The sequence below is a fragment of the Polaribacter sp. 2405UD43-2 genome (assembly GCF_058147125.1).
Genome location: NZ_JBYVJX010000002.1, coordinates 84062 through 108066 on the forward strand (window position 1 = coordinate 84062; position 24005 = coordinate 108066).

The window sequence follows — 24005 nt, forward strand, 5'->3', positions numbered from 1 at the left end:
CAGAAAGGTCTGTAAAATGTAAATTTAACTTGTAACCTCTCTAAACAGCGTTTCTAAATTTTTATTTTGCGTATTTAAACCTAGAATTTTTAAACCGTTTTCTTGAGCAAAATCAAAGATTTTTGGGCGCATATCTTCATCAGAATCAAAAGTGATAAACCAAGTGTTATCATAATTGTTTTTGTATGAAAATACGTTTGGTAGTTTTTTAATGAATTGTTCTTCAATTTTATAATCAAACGTAACTTCTATAGTTTGCTGATTATTTTCTTTGAGTTCAGAAAGTTTTTTATCAACTAAAACCTCACCTTTTTTTATGATGATAACTCGATTGCAAACCGCCTCTACTTCTTGCATAATATGTGTAGAAAACAACACTGTTTTGTCTTTGCCCAATTCTTTAATTAGCTGACGAATTTCAACTAATTGATTTGGGTCTAAACCAGTTGTAGGTTCGTCTAAAATTAAGACTGTTGGATTGTGTAAAATTGCAGCAGCCAAACCTACTCTTTGTTGATATCCTTTAGACAATTGATTTATTTTTTTATGAGCTTCTGCTTCTAAACCAACTTTAGAAATACAAGTTTCTATTTGTTCTTTTTCTGTCAGATTGAGCGCAGACGAAATCTTAAAAATACTTGCTTGAAATTGCAAATATTCTCGCACATACATATCTTTATACAAAGGATTGTGTTCTGGTAAATATCCTATTGTTTTTTGAGCTTCTAGCGGATTTTCTAAAACATCTATTTCATCAACAAAAACCTCACCAGAATTTGGTTTGATAAAACCTGTTAAGATTTTCATCATTGTAGATTTTCCTGCGCCATTTGGACCTAAAAACCCAATAACTTGCCCTTTATCCGCAGAAAAAGAAACATCGTTTAATGCTTTTTGAGTATTATAAATTTTTGAAACTGACGTTACTTTAATTGACATTTAATCTAACTTTAGCTTTAGAACGAAATTACTTCTTTTTTAGTTTGTAGAAATTGAATTATGCATTCTAATTTTTCTGATATTTTTCATTCTTTTCCAAGCTATTTTATGTCTTTTTTTATAAAAATATAAACACCCTAAATCTAATCCAAAGTAAAAAAAACTAATTCCACTTGGTGGATTTGCACTTGGCAAAAAAGAAAAAGTATCCCAAGCTGTTATTGGCCACCACCAACATTTATAACTTGTGCCAATAATTTCTAAATAGCCAACTGCTAAAAACATAGTTAAATAAAACATACGTTCTCTTGGCTTTTTTCTTAAAATTAGCAAAGTTAAAACGGTAAGACTAAATCCGAAAACATCATTCTTAAAGATTAGAAATGTTGTTGCATAAATTATAATTATTGCAGTAAAAACTTTTTCTAAAGTTTTTATATTGTTTTTAGAAAACGATGTTTTTGTAAAATATAAAACTCCTGCATAAACCAAAGCATGTCCCATAGGAATATAATGAGGAATATTTTCTAATCTGTAAGTGTACATACCCATTCCTAAAGAAAAGGCATATTCGCCACCAATAGCAATTATTGTGGCATAAATCATTTGTTCTCTTATTCTTGGGCTTACTTTAAAAAGTGTAATTGAAAAAATAATTACCATAATTAGATTTGCCAATCCTTGTAAATCTTGATAATTCTCTACAACATAAACACTATCTAAAAAAAGTCCTAAAAAAATATATAGAAATAATATTCCTAAGGATTTTATAAAGGCTGGAAAAAAAGATTTTGAAGTAACAACACTCATTGCGCAAAAATAGGGAAACTAAATAAAAAAGGCTCAAAATATTTTTGAGCCTTGTTAATATATAATGTTTTTATAATTTACAATTGATAACGAACTCTAAAACTAATTAACCTTGGCAAGATAAAAGTTTCGTTTACAGAGAACAAAATATTATTTGCACTAACAGACGAACGAGAACCTGTGCCTAATAAGTTGCTTGCTTCTAATTCATATTCCCATTTTGCATCGCTGTTTTTTCTATATGCAAAAGTGGCATCCCAAATTTTAAATGAATTTTGTACGACTCCATTTTGTTTTACTTCGTTAAAAGAAAAATCGGTTTTAAAAGTTAAAGAATCCCATATATAGGCATCAAAACTTATGGATGGAGCATTTACCACTCCTTTATTTTCTCTAGTATTGGCGTTATTTTTTTGATTTGTATAACTTAAAGAATATTTAAGACTTACATTAGGTGCTTTTGTAAAATTTGTACCAACACTTGTTCTGTAAGAATGAACCAAGGTTTTGTTTACATTTCCTACAGAATTTAAAAACTGATTGGTTTTATTATAAGTGAAATTTGCACCTAAAGAAGTTCTAATTTTGCTAAATGTTTTTCCTACACGCCCAAAAGCTGTAAATCTTTCATTATCAAAAGGGGAATTAATAGCTGTACTGCTTGACACAACAGAGCCAGTTGGAAAATGAATATTATTGTTAATTTGATCTATAGTTTTTGTATAATTTACTGTTGCAAAAACATTTGTGTAATTAAATAAATTAAAACTAAAATATTTTAAATTTAAATTATGAATGGTTGCATTGGTTAATTTTGATGCTCCTGAAAAAAATGAATTATAACTATTAGCCACAATACCTCTTGCTATTTTATTTACATCAGTAAAATTAACTTGCTGTTTGTAAGAAAAAGTTAGACTCTCACTTCTTTTAAACTGTGCAACAATATTAATTTCTGGCAAGAATTTTTGAAACGTGTCTTTAAAAATTTTACTAAATTGAGTGTTTTTAGTTTTATAAGTATGTACTGTAAAACCTGGTGTAAAAGTAAAAATACCAGACTTTACTCTATACCTTACACCAGTATACACATCTGTAAAATTATATTCTGTATCGTTTGTGGTTTTTGGATTCACAACTCCTGGAATTGTTGGAGTTGGGTTTAAAGTATTTCCATTATCTAAAATTTGAAAAAACTTTGAATCGAAATTTTGTTTGCTTAAAATAGTACCCGCAACAAAGTTTAAATTACTTTTTTGATTTATAATATAATAGTAATCTAACTTTGCATCTAGTTGATTCGATTTTACTCTTCTGTTTTGCTCTAACTTATAAAATAGGTTGCTTCTATCTAAACCTAAATCTTTTGCTGGTTTATCAAAACCATCAGGAGGATTATTTCCTTTTGGATCGTTATTGTTATTTGCAGGATCGTTTTCTAAAGAAGCCACATAAAAAGGATCTTCATCTTGCAATAGATGTTTTACTTCTAAAGCAAAAATATTGTTTTCATTAGCGGTATAGAAATAGCTTAAATTTTGATTTATTTTAAAAGGCGTTGCATTTTCTTTTTCAGAAATATCACTTAAAACACGAGAGTTTACATTATCGGTTCTATATTCATTAGAAAAACGACCAATAATATCATAATTCATTTGATTGTTAAAATCTTTTTTATAGATAGAACTAAACTTAAATAAACCTGTGTTACTAGTTTGATCTGTTATACTTTGCGTAAAATCATCTGGTGTATTAGGGTTTACATAATTTTTAGTAACATTATTTTTCTGTCCATTACTATTACTAGAAAATATTAAGAATCCGCTTAAATCTAATTTTTTGTTGGGTGAATAACTAAAGTTTAAAGCCGATAGTTTTGTTTCTATTTTGTTAGCATTTCTAGCATTCGCATTTAAAAAGCCAATTCCGGCATCAGAAATGTTAATATTTGTTCCGTTAGATGGACTCTGGCTTCTAAAACCTCCACTAAAATTTCTAATATCTCTTCTACTTAAAACTACATCTCCTAAATTATTTACATCACCAATAACATTTATGGTATATTTTGGTGAATAATAAAAAAGTTTTGGCTGAAATAAATACAAACCTTCGTTTGGTGATGTGCCCAAACCTGCTGTAACATCTCCAAACCAAAAATTCTTTTTCCCTTCTTTTAATTTAATATTGATGGCAATTCTATCTTGGTTATTTTGCACACCTTTTAGTTGATTTACATCACCATAATTTCTTAAAACCTGAATTTTATCTACTGCATTAGATGGAATATTCTTGGTAGCTAACTTAGTGTCTCCATCAAAAAAATCTTTACCATCTACCATAATTTTTTCAACCTTTTTACCCTCTACTTCAATTTCACCAGCCTCATTTATTTCCATTCCTGGAATTTTCTTTACCACATCTTCTAGTTTTCTTTCGGTACCATTTTTAAAGGAATCTGCATTGTAAATAATGGTATCGCCTTTAATTGTAACTGGCATTTTAGAAATTATTTTAATTTCATCTAACTGATTGTCTTCTAACATAGTAAAGTTTTTTGTGATGTCTTTACTTGCTGTTTTTACAATTTGGCTAATCGTTTTAAAACCCACATAACTTACCTTTAGATTGTAAACTGTATTCTTTTTTAAGTCTAGTTTAAAATATCCTTTTGCATCTGTAAAACCGAAAGACGAAATGCTTTTGGCTATAGTATCTATAGCAATAACATTAGTCATTTCTAGTGGTGTACCTATAGAATCTTTTACAATACCTGATAGTTTAATTTGAGCAGATGTTAGCCCAGTCGCTAATAAAATAGCAACAAATAAAAGTTTTTTCATTTTTAGTTTGATTAAGTGTTTTTAGAACCCTCTTCTACGGCCTCTTTTTCTACTTTTAAAACGTTCTCTAAGTTCTTTTGATTTTTTCTTTATGATAGTATTATACTCTTTCCTAGTAACTTCTTTCCCTTTTTTGGGTTCTTTAATTTCTATTTCTTCTTCAGGATTTAAAACAATTTCCGTACACAACATTGTTGTTCTACCAGCATTTATTTCTAAAATCAACCCTGGTAAACCCCAATATTCTGCTGGCCCAGCACTTACAGGTATTTGTGGCGTGTACCAAGCTGTAACTAAAATAGTTTTAACTTGTTCTTTTTTAGCATTTGTTTTGGTAGAATCTTTCTTTTTATTATTTCCTCTTCTAAAAATTTTACCCCAGTCTATGTTTTTATCAATTTTAACATAAGTAACTTTGTAGGCTGTAAATTTTCCTATTTGCTTGGTTTCTGTACCTAATTGCCATTTGGGTTGTTGCAAGTCTTCTTTAATAAGAAATCTTTTACTAAACTGCTCTGTATCTTGAATCATTTTTCGGCTCTTAAGATTTTTATAAATAGAGCCTTGCCCATTACTACCTCCCCATCTTGAGCCAGATGTGCCTGGAGCCTCTAACTTTACATTTTCTTTAAATGATGATTCTATTTTATTAAAATTTAATGTATACGTTTTTTCTAAAAAGTTTTTAAAACGAGCCATCATCTGTTTTTTTCTCTGCTCAGACATTTTGTTTCCAAACCTACTCATATCCATTGTTGTCTTAGACATATAAGTAGCTTTACCTTGAAAACCTTTTTGAGCAAAAGTAACAACAGTAAATAATGTTAAAAATAAAGTAGATACTAATTTCATAGTTTTTTTGATTTGATTTTACCAAAAGTAATCTTTAATACTTTTAATTTGACTTAAAAAAAACTTAAAGGTTTATTTTGAGTAATAAAATCAAAAAATTAGATTAACCGCCTATTTTAATATTTATACCATTTCCTGAATCTACACCTTTTCTACTTTTAAATCGCTCCATCATTTCTTTAGATTTTTGTTTACTAATTTTTTCGTATTCTTTCTGAGAAACTACCTTTCCTTTTTCTGGCTCATCAATTTTTATACTACTAGATTTATCTAAAATAATTTCTGTACAAACAATGGTTGTTTTGCCATCATTAATTTCTAAAATCAATCCTGGTAAGCCTTGATAACTGCTTGGTCCATTACTAATAGGCACTTGTGGCGTATACCAAGCAGTTGTTATAATAGTTTCTTTTTTTATATCTTCTTCTGGTTTTCCATCTTTAAGAATCATTTTTATACTTTCCACTTCTTTAGAAAAAGTAGCTTTATAACAAGTATATTTACCAATATTTTTTGTTTCTGATGATAGTTTCCAACCTTGTGAATCTAAAGAATCTTTAACTAAAAATCTTTTCCCTAAAATTTCTGTTTGATTTGTAAATCTTTTTTCTTTGATGTTTTTGTAATAAACACTTCCATTTCCTGAGCCTCCAAAAGACATCACCATTACATTTGTTGCGCCAACTTTTGGTTTAGGAGCATTTAATTTTACATCTTCTTTATAGGTTGATGCATAATTATTAAACTCTAAAACAAAGGTTTTTTGAGTCATTTTTTGAATTCTTGCCTGAATTTGTTTTTTCATATCTTCTGATATGTTTGAGTTTTTACCTTCTCCAATTTTAAAATTAGACTTTCTACTTGTTTTATAAATTGCTTTTCCTTGAAAGTTTTGGGCTGTTATTATTATTGATGACAGCAAAGCAATACTAATACATAATTTACTTTTCATTTTAAATGTTTTTAAATCTTTACAAATGTCATAAAGAAAAACAATCTATAAGGTTAATAAATGTTAACGAGTGTTAAGCTACTAATTTTATATTTTTTAGAACATATATTTGTACTATGAATACAAAAAAGCATCAATGGCTCTTTTACCTAATTGCCATAACAATTGTTATTACAATTATTATCCAATTTTATTGGAATTATAAAAATTACGAGGAAAACAAAAGGCAAGTTACCAATGACATTCAATTAAGTTTAGACAATGCAGTAGAAGAATATTATGCTACTTTGGCAAAAAGTAATTTTATAACTATTATTGATGATAAGAATAATGTTACAAAAAAAGTTTCAGAAAAAAATGCTTTACAAAAAATCTTAAAAAGCATAAGAAAAGACAGTAATAACAAGCAAAAACCAAAAGTAACTATAACCAACCTAAGTATTACTTCTGATGAAGGGATTTCTCAAGAAAAAATAGACTCTATGATGAATTCTAACAAAGAATTTGTGACAAAGTTTAATTTAGAGAATGATTCTACTCACAAAAAAAGAAAAATTTTCACTCAATTTATAGATAAGAAAAATGGAATTACATTAAATACTAATAGATCTTTTAAAGAAGTTAAATTTTTTAAAGGAAAAAAAACAGCAGACAGTTTAAAACTAATTACCAATTTAAAACCTATTTTTATCTCATTTTTAAACCATTCTGTAAACTATAAAAAAATAGATTCCTTAATAGAAAATCAATTATATCAAAAAAAAATAAATTTAAAAACAAGGTTTTTGCATTTAAAAAGTGATACCCTTTTTCATCAAACAAAAGACAGTATTTTAATTGCAAATTTTTCTTCTATAAAATCAAAATCAACATTTGTAAGAGAGGGAGAAAATTTTGAATTACAGTATAGCAACCCTAATTTTGAAGCTCTAAAAAGAAGTTTTATTGGAATTTTATTATCATTAATTTTATCTTTTGCAGTAATATCTAGTTTATTCTATTTACTTAAAATCATTAATCAACAAAAAGAATTAGCCACCATAAAAAACGATTTAATTAGCAATATTACGCATGAATTTAAAACACCTATAGCTACAGTTTCTACAGCCATAGAAGCCATTGAAAACTTTAATGTTATTGATGATAAAGAAAAGACCAAAAAGTATTTGGCAATGTCTTCTGTACAACTAAAAAAACTGCATCAAATGGTAGAAAAACTTCTAGAAACTGCAACTTTAGACAGCGAAGATTTACTACTAAAAAAAGAAACTATAGACATTGTTGAAATAATTGAAAAACTAGTTAACAAACACAAATTATTAAGCAATAAAAAAGTGCTGGATTTTTCATCAAACTTGCAACCTATTTACTTAAATGTTGATGTTTTTCATTTTGAAAATGTAATTTCTAATTTAATAGATAATGCTATAAAATATGGTGGAAACCAAATAGAAATTAACGTAAACTCAATTTTAAAATCTACAGAAATTACAATTGCAGATGATGGAAATGGCATAGAAAAAAATCAGCAAGAAAAAATTTTTGATAAGTTTTATAGAGTTCCTAAAGGAAATACTCACAACATAAAAGGTTTTGGAATTGGCTTATATTACTGTAAAAACATTGTTGAAAAACATAGTGGCAGCATACAACTAACATCATCAAAAAACAACACTACTTTTAAAATAATAATGCCCAATGAGTAAAATAAAAGTACTTTTAGCTGAAGATGAAGAAAGCTTAGGAATGATTGTCAAAGAAAGTTTAGAATCTAGAGATTTTATAGTTTATCATTCTAAAAATGGGCAAAACGCATTAGAAATTTTTCAAACAAAAAAACCAGATATTTTAGTGCTAGATGTTATGATGCCTATTAAAGATGGTTTTACTTTAGCCAAAGAAATTAGGCAAGAAAACAAAGTTATTCCTATCATATTTCTAACTGCAAAATCGCAAACTAGCGATGTTTTAGAAGGATTTAATCACGGTGGAAATGACTATTTAAAAAAACCCTTTTCTATGGAAGAATTAATTGTTAGAATAAAATCTTTACTAAATAGAATTCATATAAAACCAAATATAGAAAACATTAAAATAGGAAAATATTTATTTAACTACACAAAACAAATTCTTACTTTTTCTGAAGAAAACCAACCATTAACTCATAGAGAATCTCAGTTATTATATCATCTTTTTGAAAAGAAAAATGAAGTTTTAGACAGAACTTTTATCCTAAATAAACTTTGGGGAAATGACGATTTTTTTAATGCAAGAAGTATGGATGTTTTTATTAGTAAACTTCGTAAAAAATTAAAAAAAGACGATACCATTAAAATTATAAATATTCGCGGATTTGGTTATAAATTGATTTGTTAACCTACTTTCTGTTCTACTTTTTTTATTACCTTTAGCGTCCCTTTTAATCTTATACAAATTATAATATGCACGTTGCAATTGCAGGAAATATTGGTGCTGGTAAAACTACACTAACCAAGTTATTAGCCAAACATTACAAGTGGAAACCACATTTTGAATCTGTTGATGAAAATCCTTATTTAGACGATTTTTACACAGAAATGGAACGTTGGTCATTTAATCTTCAGGTTTATTTTTTAAATAGTCGTTTTCGTCAGATTTTAGAACTTAGAGAAACTGGCAAAAATATTATTCAGGATAGAACCATTTATGAAGATGCTCACATATTTGCACCCAATTTACACGCAATGGGTTTAATGACAAATAGAGATTATAATAATTATAGTTCTTTATTTGAGTTGATGGAAAACTTAGTGCAACCACCAGATTTATTAATTTATTTACGCGCAGATATTTCTACTTTAGTGGGGCAAATTCACAAACGAGGTAGAGATTATGAAAACTCTATAAGTATAGATTATTTAAGTAGATTAAATGAACGTTATGAAGCTTGGATTTCTAAATATACCAAAGGAAAATTATTAATTATTGATGTTGATAATTTAGATTTTGTAGACAACCCAGAAGATTTAGGTTATATTATTGATAGAATAGATGCGCAAATAAATGGCTTATTCTAAAAAATAAATTTGATATTTAGATTCCCGTTTTTACAGGAATCACATTTTGAAACTCAAGAAAAAACCTCATAAAAGTATTTCTAATTAAAAGAGACCGCAAATGCAGTCTCTTTCTTTTTTTGTGAAATAAATCACTATCGATAAATCGTCCCCCAACTCTTCATCAATTTTTTTAACTCTATTTTATAATTTCAATTTTATTATCAACAATTTCTTTAATTGGCATTACAATTTTACCTTTTTCAGTTTTTAAAACTACACAAATATTATCTACAGTATCAACTACTCCTTGTTCTCCGTTAATTAAAACTTTATCTCCAACTTGTAAATTTTTTCTAGTATAATAACCAAATAATAATCTCTGAATTACATCTCTAGAGCCTAAGCCAAATGCTAATGTAAAAGAGGCTAAAATGGCACCCAAAATAATAGATAAATTATTCGTAATTAAATCTGTATTAACACCTGCCTGATTTAAAGCAGTTACAGTTACTATAATTGTTATAATATAAAAAGCGATATTACCCACAAAATTGCCACCTGTTAATTCTAAAGATTTAAACATAGAAACTAATATCTTCTTAATTACATTAGCAACATAAATACCCACAGCAAAAATAATAAGTGCACTAATTAACCTAGGCAAATAACCAATTAAATTACTTAACTGTTCAGAAACCATTTTTAAACCTAAGAGTTCTGAACCAACAATAATAAAAACTAAAATTAAAACCCACTTTATAGCAGTAATAATAATTTTTGTAGGTTGTATTTTTATTGATGATTCTCCAAAAATTTCATCAACATTTAATTTTTCTGGAAGACTATCAATACTTGTAAACTTTAACGCTTTTTTTACTATAAAAAGTATAAATTTTATGAATAACCAACCAATTACTAAAAAAATAAGTCCTTTTAATAATTGTGGTACAAAATCTACAAAATTATACCAAAGGTTTTGTAAAAAGGTAAAATCTAAATCAGATTGTAGGCTAAGCAGTTGTGGTTTCGTTGTCATATCTTTAGTTATTATAATTTAGGGTTATTCTTGTTGTTACTCATTAAGTCTCCAACAGTGTTAGGGTATTTAACTAAAAATAAATCGGCAATATCTAAGGTAAGCTTAATCATACCAATATCGCTCAAAACTTTTTTCTTGAGAACCTCAGGCACATTGTGGTGGTGAATAATTCTCTTAAAAGGGTTGTCCATAATTATAACTCTTCATACGTTCTTACAACTTTCTGTTTTGCTCTTTTAATTCGCATTTTAACAGCACTTTCACCAACTTCTAAAACTTCTTGAATTTCTCTAATAGTCATATCATCTTGATATTTCATTAAGAGAATCATTTTTTCTGCTGGCTCAATTAAAGACAATGCTTTTGCTAATTTCTCAGATTTTAACTCAAACAAAGTTGCATCTTCAATCTCTTGCAAAACATCGTCTTCTTTAATATTATCTGTAACAACTGTAACTTTTTCTTTCTTCTTGTAAGCGTTTCTTTGCACATAATTTACACAGAAATTATAGGTAAAAGAATACAACCAAGTAGAAAACTTAGAGTTACCCTTAAAGGTTTTTAATTTTACAAATAACCTGATAAAAACGTCATGAGTTAAATCTTCTGCTTCTTCCTTACTCTTGGAAAAACCATAGCATTTGTTGTAAACAACTTTAGAAAATCGGTCATATAAAACAGCAAACAAATGTGTATTATTTGTTTCAACAATTTTAAAGACTAAATCCTCATCACTTAAAGTTTTAACGTCAATCGTTTTCAATTCAGTTATTGTTTTGACACAAATAAACTTAATAAGTCACATATAAAAATTAAAAAAAGTTGATGCGACATTTAAGGTCGATGAATGGTAAAAAAACTACTTTTAAAAAAAATTAAAACTTTTTGTAACATTAACTTATATTCTTGCGTATAATAAAGTGTGGCATTCACATTAATCCTTTAAAAAGTTATAGAGAAGTAGATGAGACAACTTAAAATTACAAAGCAGGTTACAAATAGAGAAACTGCATCGTTAGACAAATACTTACAAGAAATAGGTAAAGTAGATTTAATTACAGCTGATGAAGAAGTAGAATTAGCACAGCTTATAAAAGCTGGCGATCAAAGAGCATTAGAAAAATTAACGAAAGCCAATTTAAGATTTGTTGTATCTGTAGCGAAGCAATATCAAAACCAAGGATTAACTTTACCAGATTTAATTAATGAAGGAAACTTAGGTTTAATTAAAGCAGCAAAACGTTTTGATGAAACTAGAGGTTTTAAATTTATATCTTACGCTGTTTGGTGGATTCGTCAATCTATCTTACAAGCCTTAGCAGAACAATCTAGAATTGTACGTTTGCCGTTAAATAAAATTGGTTCTATCAATAAAATTAACAAAATGTACGCGTTCTTAGAACAAGAAAACGAGCGTCCACCTAGTGCAGAAGAAATTGCCAAAAAGTTAGATATGACTGTAAACGACGTAAAAGAATCTATGAAAAATTCTGGACGTCACGTATCTATGGATGCACCTTTAATTGAAGGTGAAGATTCTAATTTATATGATGTATTAAACTCTGGCGAATCTCCAAACCCAGATAAAACTCTTTTACACGAATCTTTAAGAATCGAAATTAATAGAGCTTTAGAAACATTAACGCCAAGAGAAGCAGATGTTGTAAAATTATACTTTGGTTTAGGAGAACACCAACCAATGACGTTAGAAGAAATTGGTGAAACTTTCGATTTAACAAGAGAGCGTGTACGTCAAATTAAAGAAAAAGCAATTAGAAGATTAAAACACACTTCTAGAAGTAAAATTTTAATGACTTACCTAGGCTAGCAATCTCAGATTGCTTTAGGTATCTAGCTAATACTTAAAATTGTAAATAAAAATTAAAAAACTCTCGAACTCATTTTCGGGAGTTTTTTATTGGAAGCTATTTCGCGCTTTCCATTATATCTTTTTTCTTTCTGTCATTGCGAATAAAGCTTTTTCTGCTTTATGTGGCAATCTCATTTCTTCAGCAGATTACTTCATTCGTTCCTCATTCGTAATGACGCTAACTTAAAACAAGAAAAAAGGATGCCATTTCAATCACGGCTAAACCTACTTATGAGCATCTGTGTTTTATCCAATGCAAAACTAAACTATGTTTTCTATGTTTCTATGTGGTCAAATTTTTTAAATTCAATTACCTTTGCAAAAACACAACAACAAACTAATGAATAATTTAATTGCACCTTCAATTTTAGCAGCAGATTTTGCCAACTTACAACGCGATATAGAAATGGTAAACAATAGCGAAGCAGATTGGTTTCATATAGATATTATGGATGGCGTTTTTGTACCCAATATTTCTTTTGGAATGCCTGTTTTAAAAGCGATTTCTAAACACGCTAAAAAAACAATTGATGTACATTTAATGATTGTAGATCCAGATAGATACATCACAACTTTTGCAGATTTAGGCGCAGATGTTTTAACTGTACATTACGAAACTTGCACACATTTACACAGAACAATACAAGCCATAAAATCTGCAGGAATGAAAGCTGGTGTTGCCTTAAATCCGCATACACCAATTGCTGTTTTAGAAGATGTAATTGCAGATTTAGATTTGGTTTGTTTAATGAGTGTAAACCCTGGTTTTGGCGGACAATCGTTTATTGAAAATACCTACAAAAAAGTAAGTCAATTAAAACACTTAATCGAGTTTTCGAAATCAGATTGCCAAATAGAAATTGATGGTGGTGTAACCAATAAAAATGCCAATACATTAATAGAAGCCGGAGCAAATGTATTGGTTGCAGGCAGTTATGTTTTTGGAGCAGAAAACCCTACAGAAACCATTGCAGATTTAAAGAATATTGTTGGGTAAATTGTACACCGTAATCGACATAGAAACTACAGGAAATGGATATAAAGGTTCTAAAATAATCGAAATATCCATTTTTGTTTTTGATGGAAAAAAAGTGATTGATGAGTTTACAACTTTAGTAAATCCAGAACAAAACATTCCGCCATTTATTACCAACCTTACAGGCATTACAAATGCAATGGTAAGAAATGCTCCAAAATTCTATGAAATTGCAAAAAAGGTTGAAGAAATTACTAAAGACACCATTTTTGTAGCGCATAATGTAAATTTCGATTACAATATTATTCAAGAAGAATTTAAAAATTTAGGATTCGATTTTAAACGCAAAAAACTTTGCACAGTAAGATTATCAAGAAAAATTATTCCTGGATTAAATTCTTACAGCTTAGGCAATATTTGTACTTTTGAAAATATACCTATAAACGGAAGACACAGAGCCAAAGGAGATGCAGAAGCAACCACAGAATTGTTTCGAAGAATTATTGAAAGAGATAATCATTTTATTATCAATTCGTTTTTAAATCCGCGTTCTAGACAAGCCACTTTACCTCCTCTTTTAGACAAAAGTGTTGTAGATAATCTACCCGAAACTTTTGGTGTTTATTACTTTAAAAACTTAGCCAAAGAAGTTATTTATGTGGGTAAAGCCAACAATATTAAACAACGAGTTATCAGTCATTTTTACGATAAAAAGAAGAAAGAGCAAACAATGTGTTTAGAAACTTCAGATATTTCTTTTACAATAACTGGTAGTGAATTATTGCCGTTACTATTAGAATCATCAGAAATAAAACATATTTATCCTAAATATAATAGAGCGCAAAGAAGAGCCAAGGAGGCTGTTGGTTTATTTTCTTACGAAGACCAAAAAGGAATTATACATTTGGCATATAATCGATCAAAATTAGTTCCAAATCCTTTAACTAAATATTACAATGTTTCTGAGGCTCGAAATCAACTAGAAAACTTGTGTGCAGCATTTGAATTATGCCCAAAATATTGTCATTTACAAACCAATGTTTCTACCTGTTTTCATTATCAAATTAAAGAATGTAAAGGCATTTGTTGTGATAAAGAATCTGTAGAAAGTTATAATAAACGTGTAAAAAAAGCTATAAAATCAATAGAAATTGGTGCAGAGAATTTAGTTATTAAAGAAACAGGAAGAACAGAAAACGAAGTTGGTTTTGCGCTCATTTTAGACGGAATTTATCAAGGTTTTGGTTATGTAGATATTCATCAATCTGAACAATTAGAAAACCCAAAAGATTATCAGTTTTTTGTAAATCCAAAAAAAGACAATAGAGATATTCAACGAATTATTAGTTCTTATTTAAAGAAAAAAGAGGCTCTTTTTTAAGCCTCTTTTTTTCTAACCAACCAATAAAAATTCTATAGTTGCGCTACCAGAAAGTTAATTAGGTCTGTTGTGGTAACTATACCTACCAACTCACCATCTTCTACCACTGGTAAAGCGTGAAACTCTTTTTTTGTTAACATTGTTGCCACTTCTTTAACTGTGGCATAAGGAGGCACCATAAAAATATTTTTAGCCATAACTTGTCTTATAGAAAACATATCGTACACAAATGCATCTACGTTTCGCTCATCATCACTAACATCTGCAAAACTAATTCTAAGAATATCAGAATAACTTAACATTCCTAAAACCTCTTTGTTTTGTACAACAGGTATGTGTCTAATTTTGTTTTTTTTAAATAATTTTTCAGCCTTTTCTAAAGTATCTTCTGCACTTAAAGTAATAACATCTTGTGTCATTATTGCTGATATTGGTGTCTCTTTTCTCATAATTTCAGCTTTTACTTCTTATCTCAAATTTCTAAAAAATAATACTTGTAAAAGATGATTTTTATCAGTAAAACAAAATTATTCTAAATAAAAAAGCCAAGAATTATAATTTAATAGTTCTTGGCTTTAATTCGTGATTCTAGCAGGATTATTAAAGATGATCCTGACAAAACTCCGTTTTGAAAAAAGAACCATAAAATTTAAAAAATAAACTTGTTTATTTTTTAAATTTTATGGTTCTTTTAATTCGTGACTCCAGCAGGATTCAAACCTGCAACCCTCAGAGCCGAAATCTGATATTCTATTCAGTTGAACTATGGAGCCTTATATATAAAATTTTGTTATTCTGAAATGAGTTCAGAATAACAAAAACTACATTAAATTCTTTTTTACAAAAGTAGATATGGTTTTGCCATCTGCTTTACCAGATAATTTTTTAGAAACAATTCCCATCACTTTTCCCATATCTTTCATACCTAAAGCACCTACACTTTTTATGGTTTCTACAACAACTGCTTCTATTTCATCTTCAGACATTGCTTCTGGCAAGAATTGTTCTAAAACAGCAATTTCTGCTAACTCAGGAGCGGCTAAATCTTCTCTATTTTGTTTTAAAAAAATAGCGGCACTGTCTTTTCTTTGTTTTACTTGTTTCTGAATTATTTTAAGCTCTTGTTCTTGGGTTAATTCTTCTTGAGATCCTGTTTCTGTTTTTGCTAATAAAAATGCAGATTTTACGGCTCTTAAAGCTTGTAAAGCAACTGTATCTTTGGCTTTCATAGCTTCTTTCATTTTATCCATTACTTGTTTTTGCAAACTCATACTTTTATCTTTTAAATTAATTATTTCTTTGGCTTTTTTAAATACAAAACATTTTTATTGTAGTCTATAAATGCTTTTCCTTTTTGTAAAATATCTGCACCAATAATGCCGTGAACTTCTTTGGCATTGTGTTGCTTTAAAGCTGTATTTACGTGCGATAAATTAAACAATACTAAATGGCATTTGTTGGTTTTCCAATTACCAATTTTTAGCGTATTATTTTGAGATTGTTGAGTTTCCATATCTGTAGCACCTGCACCTGCTGCTTTGGTTTCACTTTCTTGCGCATCTAACTTAAAATGTGCTATTAAATCTAACCCCACACAAGAATTTGAAGCTCCTGTATCTAGTATAAATCTACCTTTTATATCATTTATTTTTGCTTTTAATTCTAAATGATTGGTAGTAATTTTCTTTAACTTAATTTTAATGTATTTCTTCTTCTTTAAAATCTTTTCTAAACGCTTCATTCTATAATTCTTTCTAAAAATCAAAAATACGATTTATAAAATTTAAAGAATACTATCGTTCTAAAATTTCTTTTAACTTTTCTTTATAAAGAGCGAATTCTCTAAGATTATGATGTGTTCCTCCATCTATTTCTACAAAGTTATCTTTAGATGATTTATTAAGTTTTATCAACTCTTTAGATTGTAAAAAAGAGGTAGTTTTATCTTTATTTCCGTGAAAAACTGTGATGGGTGCTGTTACTTTAGCAATATCTTTATCTGTTCTAAATTGATATCTTAACAAAAAAGTTGGTGCGAATTTAGAATAACATTGTAGCGCTTTTTTTAGATTGAAAAATGGAGCTTCTAAAATAAGTTCTTTGGGTTTGTTTAGAGAGGCGATTTTTGTAGCAAAAGTTGTTCCTAAAGAAAAACCGTAGACAACAATATTTTCTTCTTTATAATTATTTTTTAAATGATTATAAACCAACAAAGCGTCTTTGTACATTAATTTTTCATTAAAACTCCCTGTGCTTTTACCGTAATTTCTATAATCGAAAACTAAAACTTCGTAATTATACTTTAAAAAATAAGAAACTCTTTTTCCCCAACGTGTTAAATTTCCTTTGTTGCCGTGGCAAAACAATATTACTCCTTTAGGGTTTGGCAACTTAAAATGAAGAGCATTAATTTCTTTATCATCTTCAGTTTTTATAAAAACTTCTTCAAATTTATTAGAGAATTTATATTGATAATTTCTGTCTAATTTTTTCCAATTAATAAATATAAATTTCTCTTGAAAAAAATAGAAAATTAAACTGACAATTGTAACTACACAAGCAAAAAGAATAAGATAGAAAGTCCAGTTCATTAAATGATTTTAGTTTTACTAAACTACTGAAATTTAAGGAATAAAAAAACTACCTGATTTTGTATAATTGTTTAAAAAGAACTTAACAGCTGTTTTAAACAATAAAAAAGTTAATGGTTTATCATTTTAAAAGTGACTCATTTTTTAAAAAATAGTTTTTATTGAGGACTTTTATCCATAAATACTTTTTCCTACAATTAAAACATTTTTTATAGCCAACAAAAGGTAAAAAACTATAAATAGTTAATTTTTCTTTTTTTTCTTTCTGGCAAACTGGACACTCTGTCATTAGCTTAGGGGTTATTATTTATAAAAATAAGTAATAAAAATGTAAGTAAAAAAGAAATGTTCTTAAACTATTTTTTTTATATCTAAATACTAAATTTAGTAACACAAAAAAAACCGACATGTTTCTGTATCGGTTTTTAAATAAATTTTAAAAAGATTCTAAAACAAATTCAGAATGATGTTTTGCTTATCCTCCAAAATCGTCAAAACGAATATTTTCATCATCTAAACCAAAATCTTCTCCCATTTTTTGAACAGCATTGTTCATTAACGGTGGACCGCAGAAATATAATTCTAAATCTTCTGGCGCTTCATGTTTAGACAAATATTGGTCTATTACAACTTGATGAATAAAACCAACAAAACCATCTCCTTCTGTATCATCTACATCTTTTTTAATTTTCCAATTATCGGCCTCTGTTGGGTCTGACAACGCAATAAAGAATTTAAAGTTTGGAAAATCTTTTTCTAAAGCTCTAAAGTAATGAATGTAAAATAATTCTGCTTTAGAACGACCTCCATACCAATAAGTTACTTTTCTACCCGTTTTTAAAGTTCTGAATAAGTGATAAATATGAGAACGCATTGGCGCCATACCAGCACCACCACCAACATATAACATTTCAGCTTCAGAATCATTGATAAAGAACTCTCCATAAGGTCCAGAAATTGTACACTTATCACCTACTTTTAGGTTAAAAATATATGAAGATGCTACACCAGGATTTACATCCATCCATCCACCTTTAGCTCTATCAAAAGGAGGTGTTGCAACACGTACATTTAACATTATTTTTCTTCCTTCTGCTGGGTAAGAAGCCATAGAATAAGCTCTTTCTACAGACTCAGTGTTTTTCATCACCAAAGGCCATAAACCAAATTTTTCCCAATCTGCTTTAAACTTATCAGGTTCTCCTGGATGATCTTCAGGATGTGCTGTAACATCCATATCTGCATATTTTACTTCACATTCAGGAATTTCAATTTGAATATAACCACCTGCTTTGTAATCCATATCTTCAGGAATTTCAACCACAAATTCTTTAATAAATGTTGCTACATTATAATTAGAAACTACAGTTGCTTCCCATTTTTTAATTCCGAAAATTTCTTCTGGAATAGAAATGTCCATATCTTGTTTCACCTTAACTTGACAAGCTAAACGAATTCCTGATTTTAATTCTTTCTTAGTAAAATGTGGTATTTCTGTTGGCAAAGCTTCACCTCCACCAGAATTAACGTGACATTCACATTGAACACAAGAACCACCACCACCACAAGCTGATGGTAAAAATATTTTTTCGTTTCCTAAAGTTGTTAAAAGTGTACTACCAGAACCTACCTCTATTTTCTTTTCTCCATTGATAGTAATTGTAACTGGACCAGAAGGAGATAATTTTTGTTTTACGAATAATAATAGTGCTACTAATATGAGCGTTAAAACTAAAAATGCTGCTACTGTTGCAATTATAGTACCTGTTGTACCTGCTGCTAATATCATTTTACTATTGGTTTATATTTGTGTTTTCGGCTACAATTTCTTTAGCCTCTTTTTTAACTTCCTTTTTTACTTCTTCTACCTTAGCTTCTACTTTAGGAGTTTCTTCTTTCTTTTCATCACCACCTGTTAACATTCCTCCAAAACTCATAAAACCAATTGCCATTAAACCAGTAATAATAAAAGTAATTCCCAATCCTCTTAATGCTGGTGGCACTGAAGAATATCTAATTTTTTCACGAATTGCAGCAATTGCTAAAATTGCTAAAAACCACCCGATTCCTGAACCAACACCATACGTTAAAGCTAATCCTAAAGAAGGGATTTCGCGCGATTGCATAAATAAACTACCACCTAAAATTGCACAGTTTACTGCAATTAATGGTAAGAAAATACCTAATGAATTGTATAATGAAGGTGAAAATTTTTCAACAATAATTTCTACCAATTGTACCATTGTTGCAATGGTTGCAATAAACATAATAAATGACAAGAAACTTAAGTCGTATGCTGCATATTCTGGACCTAACCAAACTAATGCGCCTTCTTTTAATATGTATTGATCTAACAACCAGTTTAAAGGCACAGTAACTGCTAATACAAAAATTACAGCAGCTCCTAAACCAACAGCTGTTGATACTTTTTTAGATACAGCAAGGTAAGAACACATTCCTAAGAACGTGGCAAAAACCATATTATCTATAAATATCGATTTGAAAAATAATTCTATATGTTCCATATTATTATAGTTTTTAGTAATTAGTTTTTAGTGGTTAGTACTTATTGCTAACAACTATCTCCTAAAACCTAAATTTAATGTTCTTCTATTAATGTTTTATTTTTTGTTCTTTGAATCCAAATAATGATTCCAACCACTATTAATGCCATTGGCGATAATAACATAAATCCGTTATTTTCATAACCAATTGCATACAATCCTGTTTTTTCTATTGGGTCTCCTAACACTTTAAAACCTAATAAGGTACCGGAACCTAAAAGCTCTCTAAAGAAACCTACAATGATTAAAATAACTCCATAACCAATTGAGTTTCCTATTCCGTCTAAGAAAGAACGCCAAGGTCCGTTACCTAAAGCAAAAGCTTCAAAACGTCCCATAATGATACAGTTTGTAATAATCAATCCTACAAAAACGGATAGTGTTTTACTGAGTTCGTAAGCAAAAGCTTTTAAAACTAAATCTACTATAATTACTAAAGTTGCAACTACAATTAATTGCACAATAATTCTGATTTTTGATGGAATTATGTTTCTCATTAAAGAGATAACCACGTTTCCTAATCCTAAAACAAACATTACAGATATTGCCATTACAATAGAGGCTTTTAATTCTGCTGTAATTGCTAAAGCAGAACAAATACCTAATACTTGTATTGTAATTGGATTATTATCAAATAATGGATCTTTAATTAATGCTGCGTCTTTTTTTGATAAAAGTGCCATAAATTATTTTTTTAATGATTTAAAATAAGGTGCGTACAATGCTAAATCAGATTTAATCATTGCAGAAACTCCATCACCTGTAATGGTTGCACCCGCAATTGCATCTACTTCAAAATCTGTTTTTTCTTCGTTTTTAGGATCGTTATTACCTTTCTTTACGGTAATTCCTTTAAAATCTCCTGATGAATTGATTAAGTGTTCTCCCATAAAATCATCCATAAAAAAACGTTGTTTAATATTTGCTCCCAAACCTGGTGTTTCTCCTTTATGATCAAAATAGGCTCCTTGTACAACCATATTTTCATCCATAGCTACATACCCCCAAATGGCATCCCAAAGACCTTTACCTCTAATGGGTGCTACATAAAATATTTTCCCATCTTTTTCTCCAATAAATAAAGGTAATCTTCTTTGGTTTCCTGCTTTAGCAGAGGCTTGTTCTTTTTTTACATCTATTAAATAGGCTTTGTCATCTTCAGTAATTTTATCGCCTTGAATAACAATTTGCTTTTTAATATATTTTGTAAATTCTGTACCAGCAACATCTGTAGAAACAAAGTTTGCACTAGAATCATCGTTTTCATTAACACCCATTGCATACAAGATGTTTTGTTGCTTTTCTATTCTTTTATTTTCATCAATATTTGGTTTTAAAGACGATGCTAAAAAAGCTAATATCGATCCTACAACAACTACCATAATTACGGTAAATATTATTGTATATACATTACTATCTGTTCTCTTACTCATAATTAGGCAGTTTTAACTTTAGTACGTTTTAATCTCTTTTTTACATTTGCTTGCACTACATAGTGGTCTATTGTTGGCGCAAAAACATTCATTAATAAGATTGCTAAAAATACGCCTTCTGGATATGCAGGATTAAACACACGAATCATTATTGAGATAAACCCGATTAAAAAACCGTAAATCCATTTTCCTTTATTGGTTTGTGACGCCGTTACTGGGTCAGTTGCCATATACACAGCTCCAAATGCTAAACCACCAATCATTAAGTGTTCCCACCAAACTGTGTTCATTAATCCGTAAAACTTGCTAGATTCTGTAATAATATCTGCAGCAACTACTTGATTAAAAATAAAGCCCATTACTGCAGCTCCTAAGAATGTAGACACAATAATTCTCCAACTTCCAATTTTTGTAAAAATTAAAAATGCAGCTCCTAAAAGAATTAATAAAGTTGATGTTTCTCCTACAGAACCTGGAATGAATCCCATAAACTTATCCCAAGTAGAATAGATTACATCTTGGTTTTGCGCATAACTTCCTAAAATGGTTTCCCCAGAAATGGCATCTGGGGTTCCTGCTCTTTCTACAGCATCATACACCCAAACTTTATCTCCAGACATCCAAGTAGGATAGGCAAAAAACAAGAATGCTCTAATGGTTAAAGCCGGATTTAAGATATTCATTCCTGTACCTCCAAATACTTCTTTACCTATTACTACACCAAAAATGACTGCAACTGCTAACATCCATAATGGAGTGTCTACAGGAACAATTAATGGCACTAACATACCCGTTACTAAGTAACCTTCTTCTACTTCATGACCTTTGATAACCGCAAAAATAAATTCTACTCCTAAACCAACAGCATAAGAAACAATTACTAGTGGTAATACTTTTATGATACCAATCCAAAGATTATCAAACGTAAAAAAGTTTGCTAAAACATCTGTTCTTAAAGTAGCATCTATTGCTGCATAATGTTGATAACCTGCATTAAACATTCCGAAAATTAAACAAGGAATTAAAGCTAAAATTACTGTATTCATAGTACGCTTTAAATCGTCTGCTGCTTTTATATGAGTTCCTCCGTGAGTAACTTCGTTCGGTAAATATAAAAAGGTATGGATTGCATTAAATGCAGGTGCCATTTTTGTCCCTTTATATTTTTCTTTTAAATTATGTAAATTTTGTTTTAAGCCCATAATCTTATCCTAATTCTTCTCTCATTAAATCTAAACCTTCTCTAATAATTTTTTGATGAGGTTGTTTAGATACACAAATAAATTCTGTGAGTGCAAAATCTTCTGGAGCTACTTCGTAACCTCCTAAAGCTTCCATTTCGTCTAAATCTTTATACATAAATGCTTTTAACAATTGCATTGGATAAATATCTAAAGGAAAAACATCTTCGTAAGCACCTGTAACTACAAATGCTCTATGTTCACCATTTGTATTGGTGTTTAAATCGTATTTTTTCTTCGGATTTAACCAAGAAAACGTTAATGCTCTTGATGTTGATATTTTATTAAAAACAGGCATAGTCCAACCCAATAATTCATAATCATCACCTTCAGGAATTGCAGTAATTTGGTTATCATAATATCCTAAGAAACCGTCTTCTTTTACTTGTTTTCCACTTAAAACATTACCACTAATAATTCTTGTGTTATTGTCATTTAAGTTATTTGTAGTTACATCTTTAATTGTTGCTCCTGCAATTGCAGTTACATATTGTGGTTTACTAAATTTAGCACCTGTTAAAGCAATGATTCTTTCTAAGTTGAATTTCCCTGTTAAGAATAATTCACCTATAACTACCAAATCTTGCGGAGTAACCACCCAAACAACTTCTCCTTTATTAATAGGATCAATATTTGCAATTTGAGTACCAACATTTCCTGAAGGATGTGGCCCTGAAACCTTATGAATTTCTACACCTGATAAATTTGCTAAAGGAGAATTTGAATTTGCTCCTACAGAAATATGAACTTTACCCTCAGTAAGTTTAGAAATTGCGGTAACTGCTGTTTGTAACTCAGTTTCTTTACCCGCTAAAGTATACTCTAAATCTGCCGCTAAAGGCGCACTTGCATAGCCAGAAATAAATATAGCTTTTGGTGCCTGATTTGGGCTAGCAACAACATCGTAAGGACGTTGTTTTATAAAAGGCCAGCAACCAGAAGTAAACAAGTGATTTTTCACTTCTTCACCTGACATTTTTGCGGCATCTTTTTTACCAAAATCAGCATAAGTTTGTTTTGTATCTGCAGCAATTTTCATTGCTAATACTTTTCTTCTTGCTCCACGAATTACCGCTACAACTTTACCAGAAACAGGGCTTGGAAATAAAATGCGTTCATCACTTTTTGAATGAAAAAGTGCTTCACCTGCTTTTACTTCTGCGCCTTCTTTTGCAATAAGTTTAGGTATAATTCCGTGAAAATCTTCTGGCTTTACTGCATAAAACTTACTTAAAGAAATACTTGTAGTTGTTTTTTCTGCTTCGCCAACCAGCTTAATATCTAAGCCTTTTTTAATACGAATGTCTTTTGACATAGTAAATTGGAATTGTTAGTTATCTTTTAAAAAATCACGCAAAAATACTGATTTTAAGCATTATTTTTAACATAAAACAACTGATATCTTTGTTAAAAATTATTATTTATAATTATTCTAAATAAAGTATTTTCATAAAAACGCTTTCGCTTTCTTTTTGGCTT

Annotated in this window: 23 protein-coding genes and 1 tRNA gene; 6 read left to right on the plus strand and 18 right to left on the minus strand. The window is 29.2% G+C overall.

Annotation, left to right across the window (positions count from 1 at the left end):
* Positions 1–24: 24 nt before the first annotated feature.
* The 5 genes from gldA to ACY2RX_RS03665 form a co-directional block, all read right to left on the minus strand.
* A complete protein-coding gene (gene gldA, locus ACY2RX_RS03645; protein WP_490102608.1) occupies positions 25–939 on the minus strand; it encodes a gliding motility-associated ABC transporter ATP-binding subunit GldA in 915 nt (304 codons plus the stop codon).
* A 39-nt stretch (positions 940–978) separates the two neighbouring features.
* Positions 979–1749, minus strand: a complete 771-nt coding sequence (locus ACY2RX_RS03650; RefSeq protein WP_490102609.1) for a hypothetical protein — start codon at positions 1747–1749, stop codon at positions 979–981.
* Between the two features lie 77 nt (positions 1750–1826).
* On the minus strand, positions 1827–4589 hold the full coding sequence (locus ACY2RX_RS03655) for a carboxypeptidase-like regulatory domain-containing protein (protein WP_490102610.1): 2763 nt from the start codon (positions 4587–4589) through the stop codon (positions 1827–1829).
* Positions 4590–4610: 21 nt separating this feature from the next.
* Positions 4611–5441 carry a GLPGLI family protein gene (locus tag ACY2RX_RS03660; protein WP_490102611.1) on the minus strand — a complete coding sequence of 277 codons (831 nt, stop codon included), beginning with the start codon at positions 5439–5441 and terminating at the stop codon, positions 4611–4613.
* A gap of 103 nt (positions 5442–5544) precedes the next feature.
* Positions 5545–6393 carry a GLPGLI family protein gene (locus tag ACY2RX_RS03665; RefSeq protein WP_490102612.1) on the minus strand — a complete coding sequence of 283 codons (849 nt, stop codon included), beginning with the start codon at positions 6391–6393 and terminating at the stop codon, positions 5545–5547.
* Between the two features lie 116 nt (positions 6394–6509).
* Between ACY2RX_RS03665 and ACY2RX_RS03670 the strand changes: the two genes are divergently transcribed.
* From ACY2RX_RS03670 to ACY2RX_RS03680, 3 genes are all read left to right on the plus strand, one after another.
* Positions 6510–8099, plus strand: a complete 1590-nt coding sequence (locus ACY2RX_RS03670) for a sensor histidine kinase (RefSeq protein ID WP_490102613.1) — start codon at positions 6510–6512, stop codon at positions 8097–8099.
* Positions 8092–8769 (plus strand): response regulator transcription factor, encoded by a 678-nt coding sequence (locus ACY2RX_RS03675; protein WP_490102614.1) that lies wholly within the window; start codon positions 8092–8094, stop codon positions 8767–8769. The genes ACY2RX_RS03670 and ACY2RX_RS03675 overlap by 8 nt, the downstream gene beginning before the upstream one ends.
* Before the next feature lie 65 nt (positions 8770–8834).
* Entirely contained in the window at positions 8835–9449 is a 615-nt protein-coding gene (locus tag ACY2RX_RS03680) for a deoxynucleoside kinase (protein ID WP_490102615.1), read from the plus strand.
* Positions 9450–9627: 178 nt separating this feature from the next.
* Here ACY2RX_RS03680 and ACY2RX_RS03685 read toward each other — a convergent pair whose 3' ends face one another.
* Positions 9628–10467 (minus strand): mechanosensitive ion channel family protein, encoded by an 840-nt coding sequence (locus tag ACY2RX_RS03685; protein WP_490102616.1) that lies wholly within the window; start codon positions 10465–10467, stop codon positions 9628–9630.
* A 196-nt stretch (positions 10468–10663) separates the two neighbouring features.
* Positions 10664–11233: an RNA polymerase sigma factor gene (locus tag ACY2RX_RS03690; RefSeq protein ID WP_490102617.1), complete on the minus strand. Its 570-nt coding sequence runs from the start codon at positions 11231–11233 to the stop codon at positions 10664–10666.
* A gap of 201 nt (positions 11234–11434) precedes the next feature.
* On the opposite strand from ACY2RX_RS03690, the gene ACY2RX_RS03695 reads away from it, so the two are divergent.
* The 3 genes from ACY2RX_RS03695 (at position 11435) to ACY2RX_RS03705 (ending at position 14697) form a co-directional block, all read left to right on the plus strand.
* Positions 11435–12298 (plus strand): sigma-70 family RNA polymerase sigma factor, encoded by an 864-nt coding sequence (locus tag ACY2RX_RS03695; RefSeq protein WP_105017184.1) that lies wholly within the window; start codon positions 11435–11437, stop codon positions 12296–12298.
* A 382-nt stretch (positions 12299–12680) separates the two neighbouring features.
* Positions 12681–13337 (plus strand): ribulose-phosphate 3-epimerase, encoded by a 657-nt coding sequence (gene rpe, locus ACY2RX_RS03700; RefSeq protein WP_490102618.1) that lies wholly within the window; start codon positions 12681–12683, stop codon positions 13335–13337.
* 1 nt (position 13338) lies between these two features.
* On the plus strand, positions 13339–14697 hold the full coding sequence (locus ACY2RX_RS03705; protein WP_490102914.1) for an exonuclease domain-containing protein: 1359 nt from the start codon (positions 13339–13341) through the stop codon (positions 14695–14697).
* 32 nt (positions 14698–14729) lie between these two features.
* Here ACY2RX_RS03705 and ACY2RX_RS03710 read toward each other — a convergent pair whose 3' ends face one another.
* The 11 genes from ACY2RX_RS03710 to ACY2RX_RS03760 all read right to left on the minus strand — a co-directional run bounded on the left by ACY2RX_RS03710 (position 14730) and on the right by ACY2RX_RS03760 (position 23841).
* Positions 14730–15146, minus strand: coding sequence for a CBS domain-containing protein (locus tag ACY2RX_RS03710; RefSeq protein WP_490102619.1), 417 nt, complete (start codon positions 15144–15146; stop codon positions 14730–14732).
* 250 nt (positions 15147–15396) lie between these two features.
* Positions 15397–15470, minus strand: a tRNA-Arg gene (locus ACY2RX_RS03715).
* 48 nt (positions 15471–15518) lie between these two features.
* Entirely contained in the window at positions 15519–15968 is a 450-nt protein-coding gene (locus tag ACY2RX_RS03720; RefSeq protein WP_490102620.1) for a GatB/YqeY domain-containing protein, read from the minus strand.
* Positions 15969–15988: 20 nt separating this feature from the next.
* A complete protein-coding gene (locus tag ACY2RX_RS03725; protein WP_490102621.1) occupies positions 15989–16438 on the minus strand; it encodes a retropepsin-like aspartic protease in 450 nt (149 codons plus the stop codon).
* Between the two features lie 52 nt (positions 16439–16490).
* Positions 16491–17288 (minus strand): alpha/beta hydrolase, encoded by a 798-nt coding sequence (locus ACY2RX_RS03730; protein WP_490102622.1) that lies wholly within the window; start codon positions 17286–17288, stop codon positions 16491–16493.
* A gap of 475 nt (positions 17289–17763) precedes the next feature.
* A complete protein-coding gene (gene nqrF / locus ACY2RX_RS03735) occupies positions 17764–19077 on the minus strand; it encodes an NADH:ubiquinone reductase (Na(+)-transporting) subunit F (RefSeq protein WP_490102623.1) in 1314 nt (437 codons plus the stop codon).
* A 4-nt stretch (positions 19078–19081) separates the two neighbouring features.
* Complete coding sequence (gene nqrE / locus ACY2RX_RS03740; RefSeq protein WP_490102624.1) at positions 19082–19813, minus strand: NADH:ubiquinone reductase (Na(+)-transporting) subunit E; 732 nt, start codon at positions 19811–19813, stop codon at positions 19082–19084.
* 74 nt (positions 19814–19887) lie between these two features.
* The gene (locus tag ACY2RX_RS03745; protein ID WP_490102625.1) at positions 19888–20535 is read right to left on the minus strand and encodes an NADH:ubiquinone reductase (Na(+)-transporting) subunit D; all 648 of its coding nucleotides are present in this window, start codon (positions 20533–20535) and stop codon (positions 19888–19890) included.
* Between the two features lie 3 nt (positions 20536–20538).
* A complete protein-coding gene (locus ACY2RX_RS03750; RefSeq protein ID WP_490102626.1) occupies positions 20539–21285 on the minus strand; it encodes a Na(+)-translocating NADH-quinone reductase subunit C in 747 nt (248 codons plus the stop codon).
* A gap of 2 nt (positions 21286–21287) precedes the next feature.
* On the minus strand, positions 21288–22487 hold the full coding sequence (locus tag ACY2RX_RS03755) for an NADH:ubiquinone reductase (Na(+)-transporting) subunit B (protein WP_490102627.1): 1200 nt from the start codon (positions 22485–22487) through the stop codon (positions 21288–21290).
* Between the two features lie 4 nt (positions 22488–22491).
* On the minus strand, positions 22492–23841 hold the full coding sequence (locus ACY2RX_RS03760; RefSeq protein ID WP_490102628.1) for a Na(+)-translocating NADH-quinone reductase subunit A: 1350 nt from the start codon (positions 23839–23841) through the stop codon (positions 22492–22494).
* Positions 23842–24005: the final 164 nt, after the last annotated feature.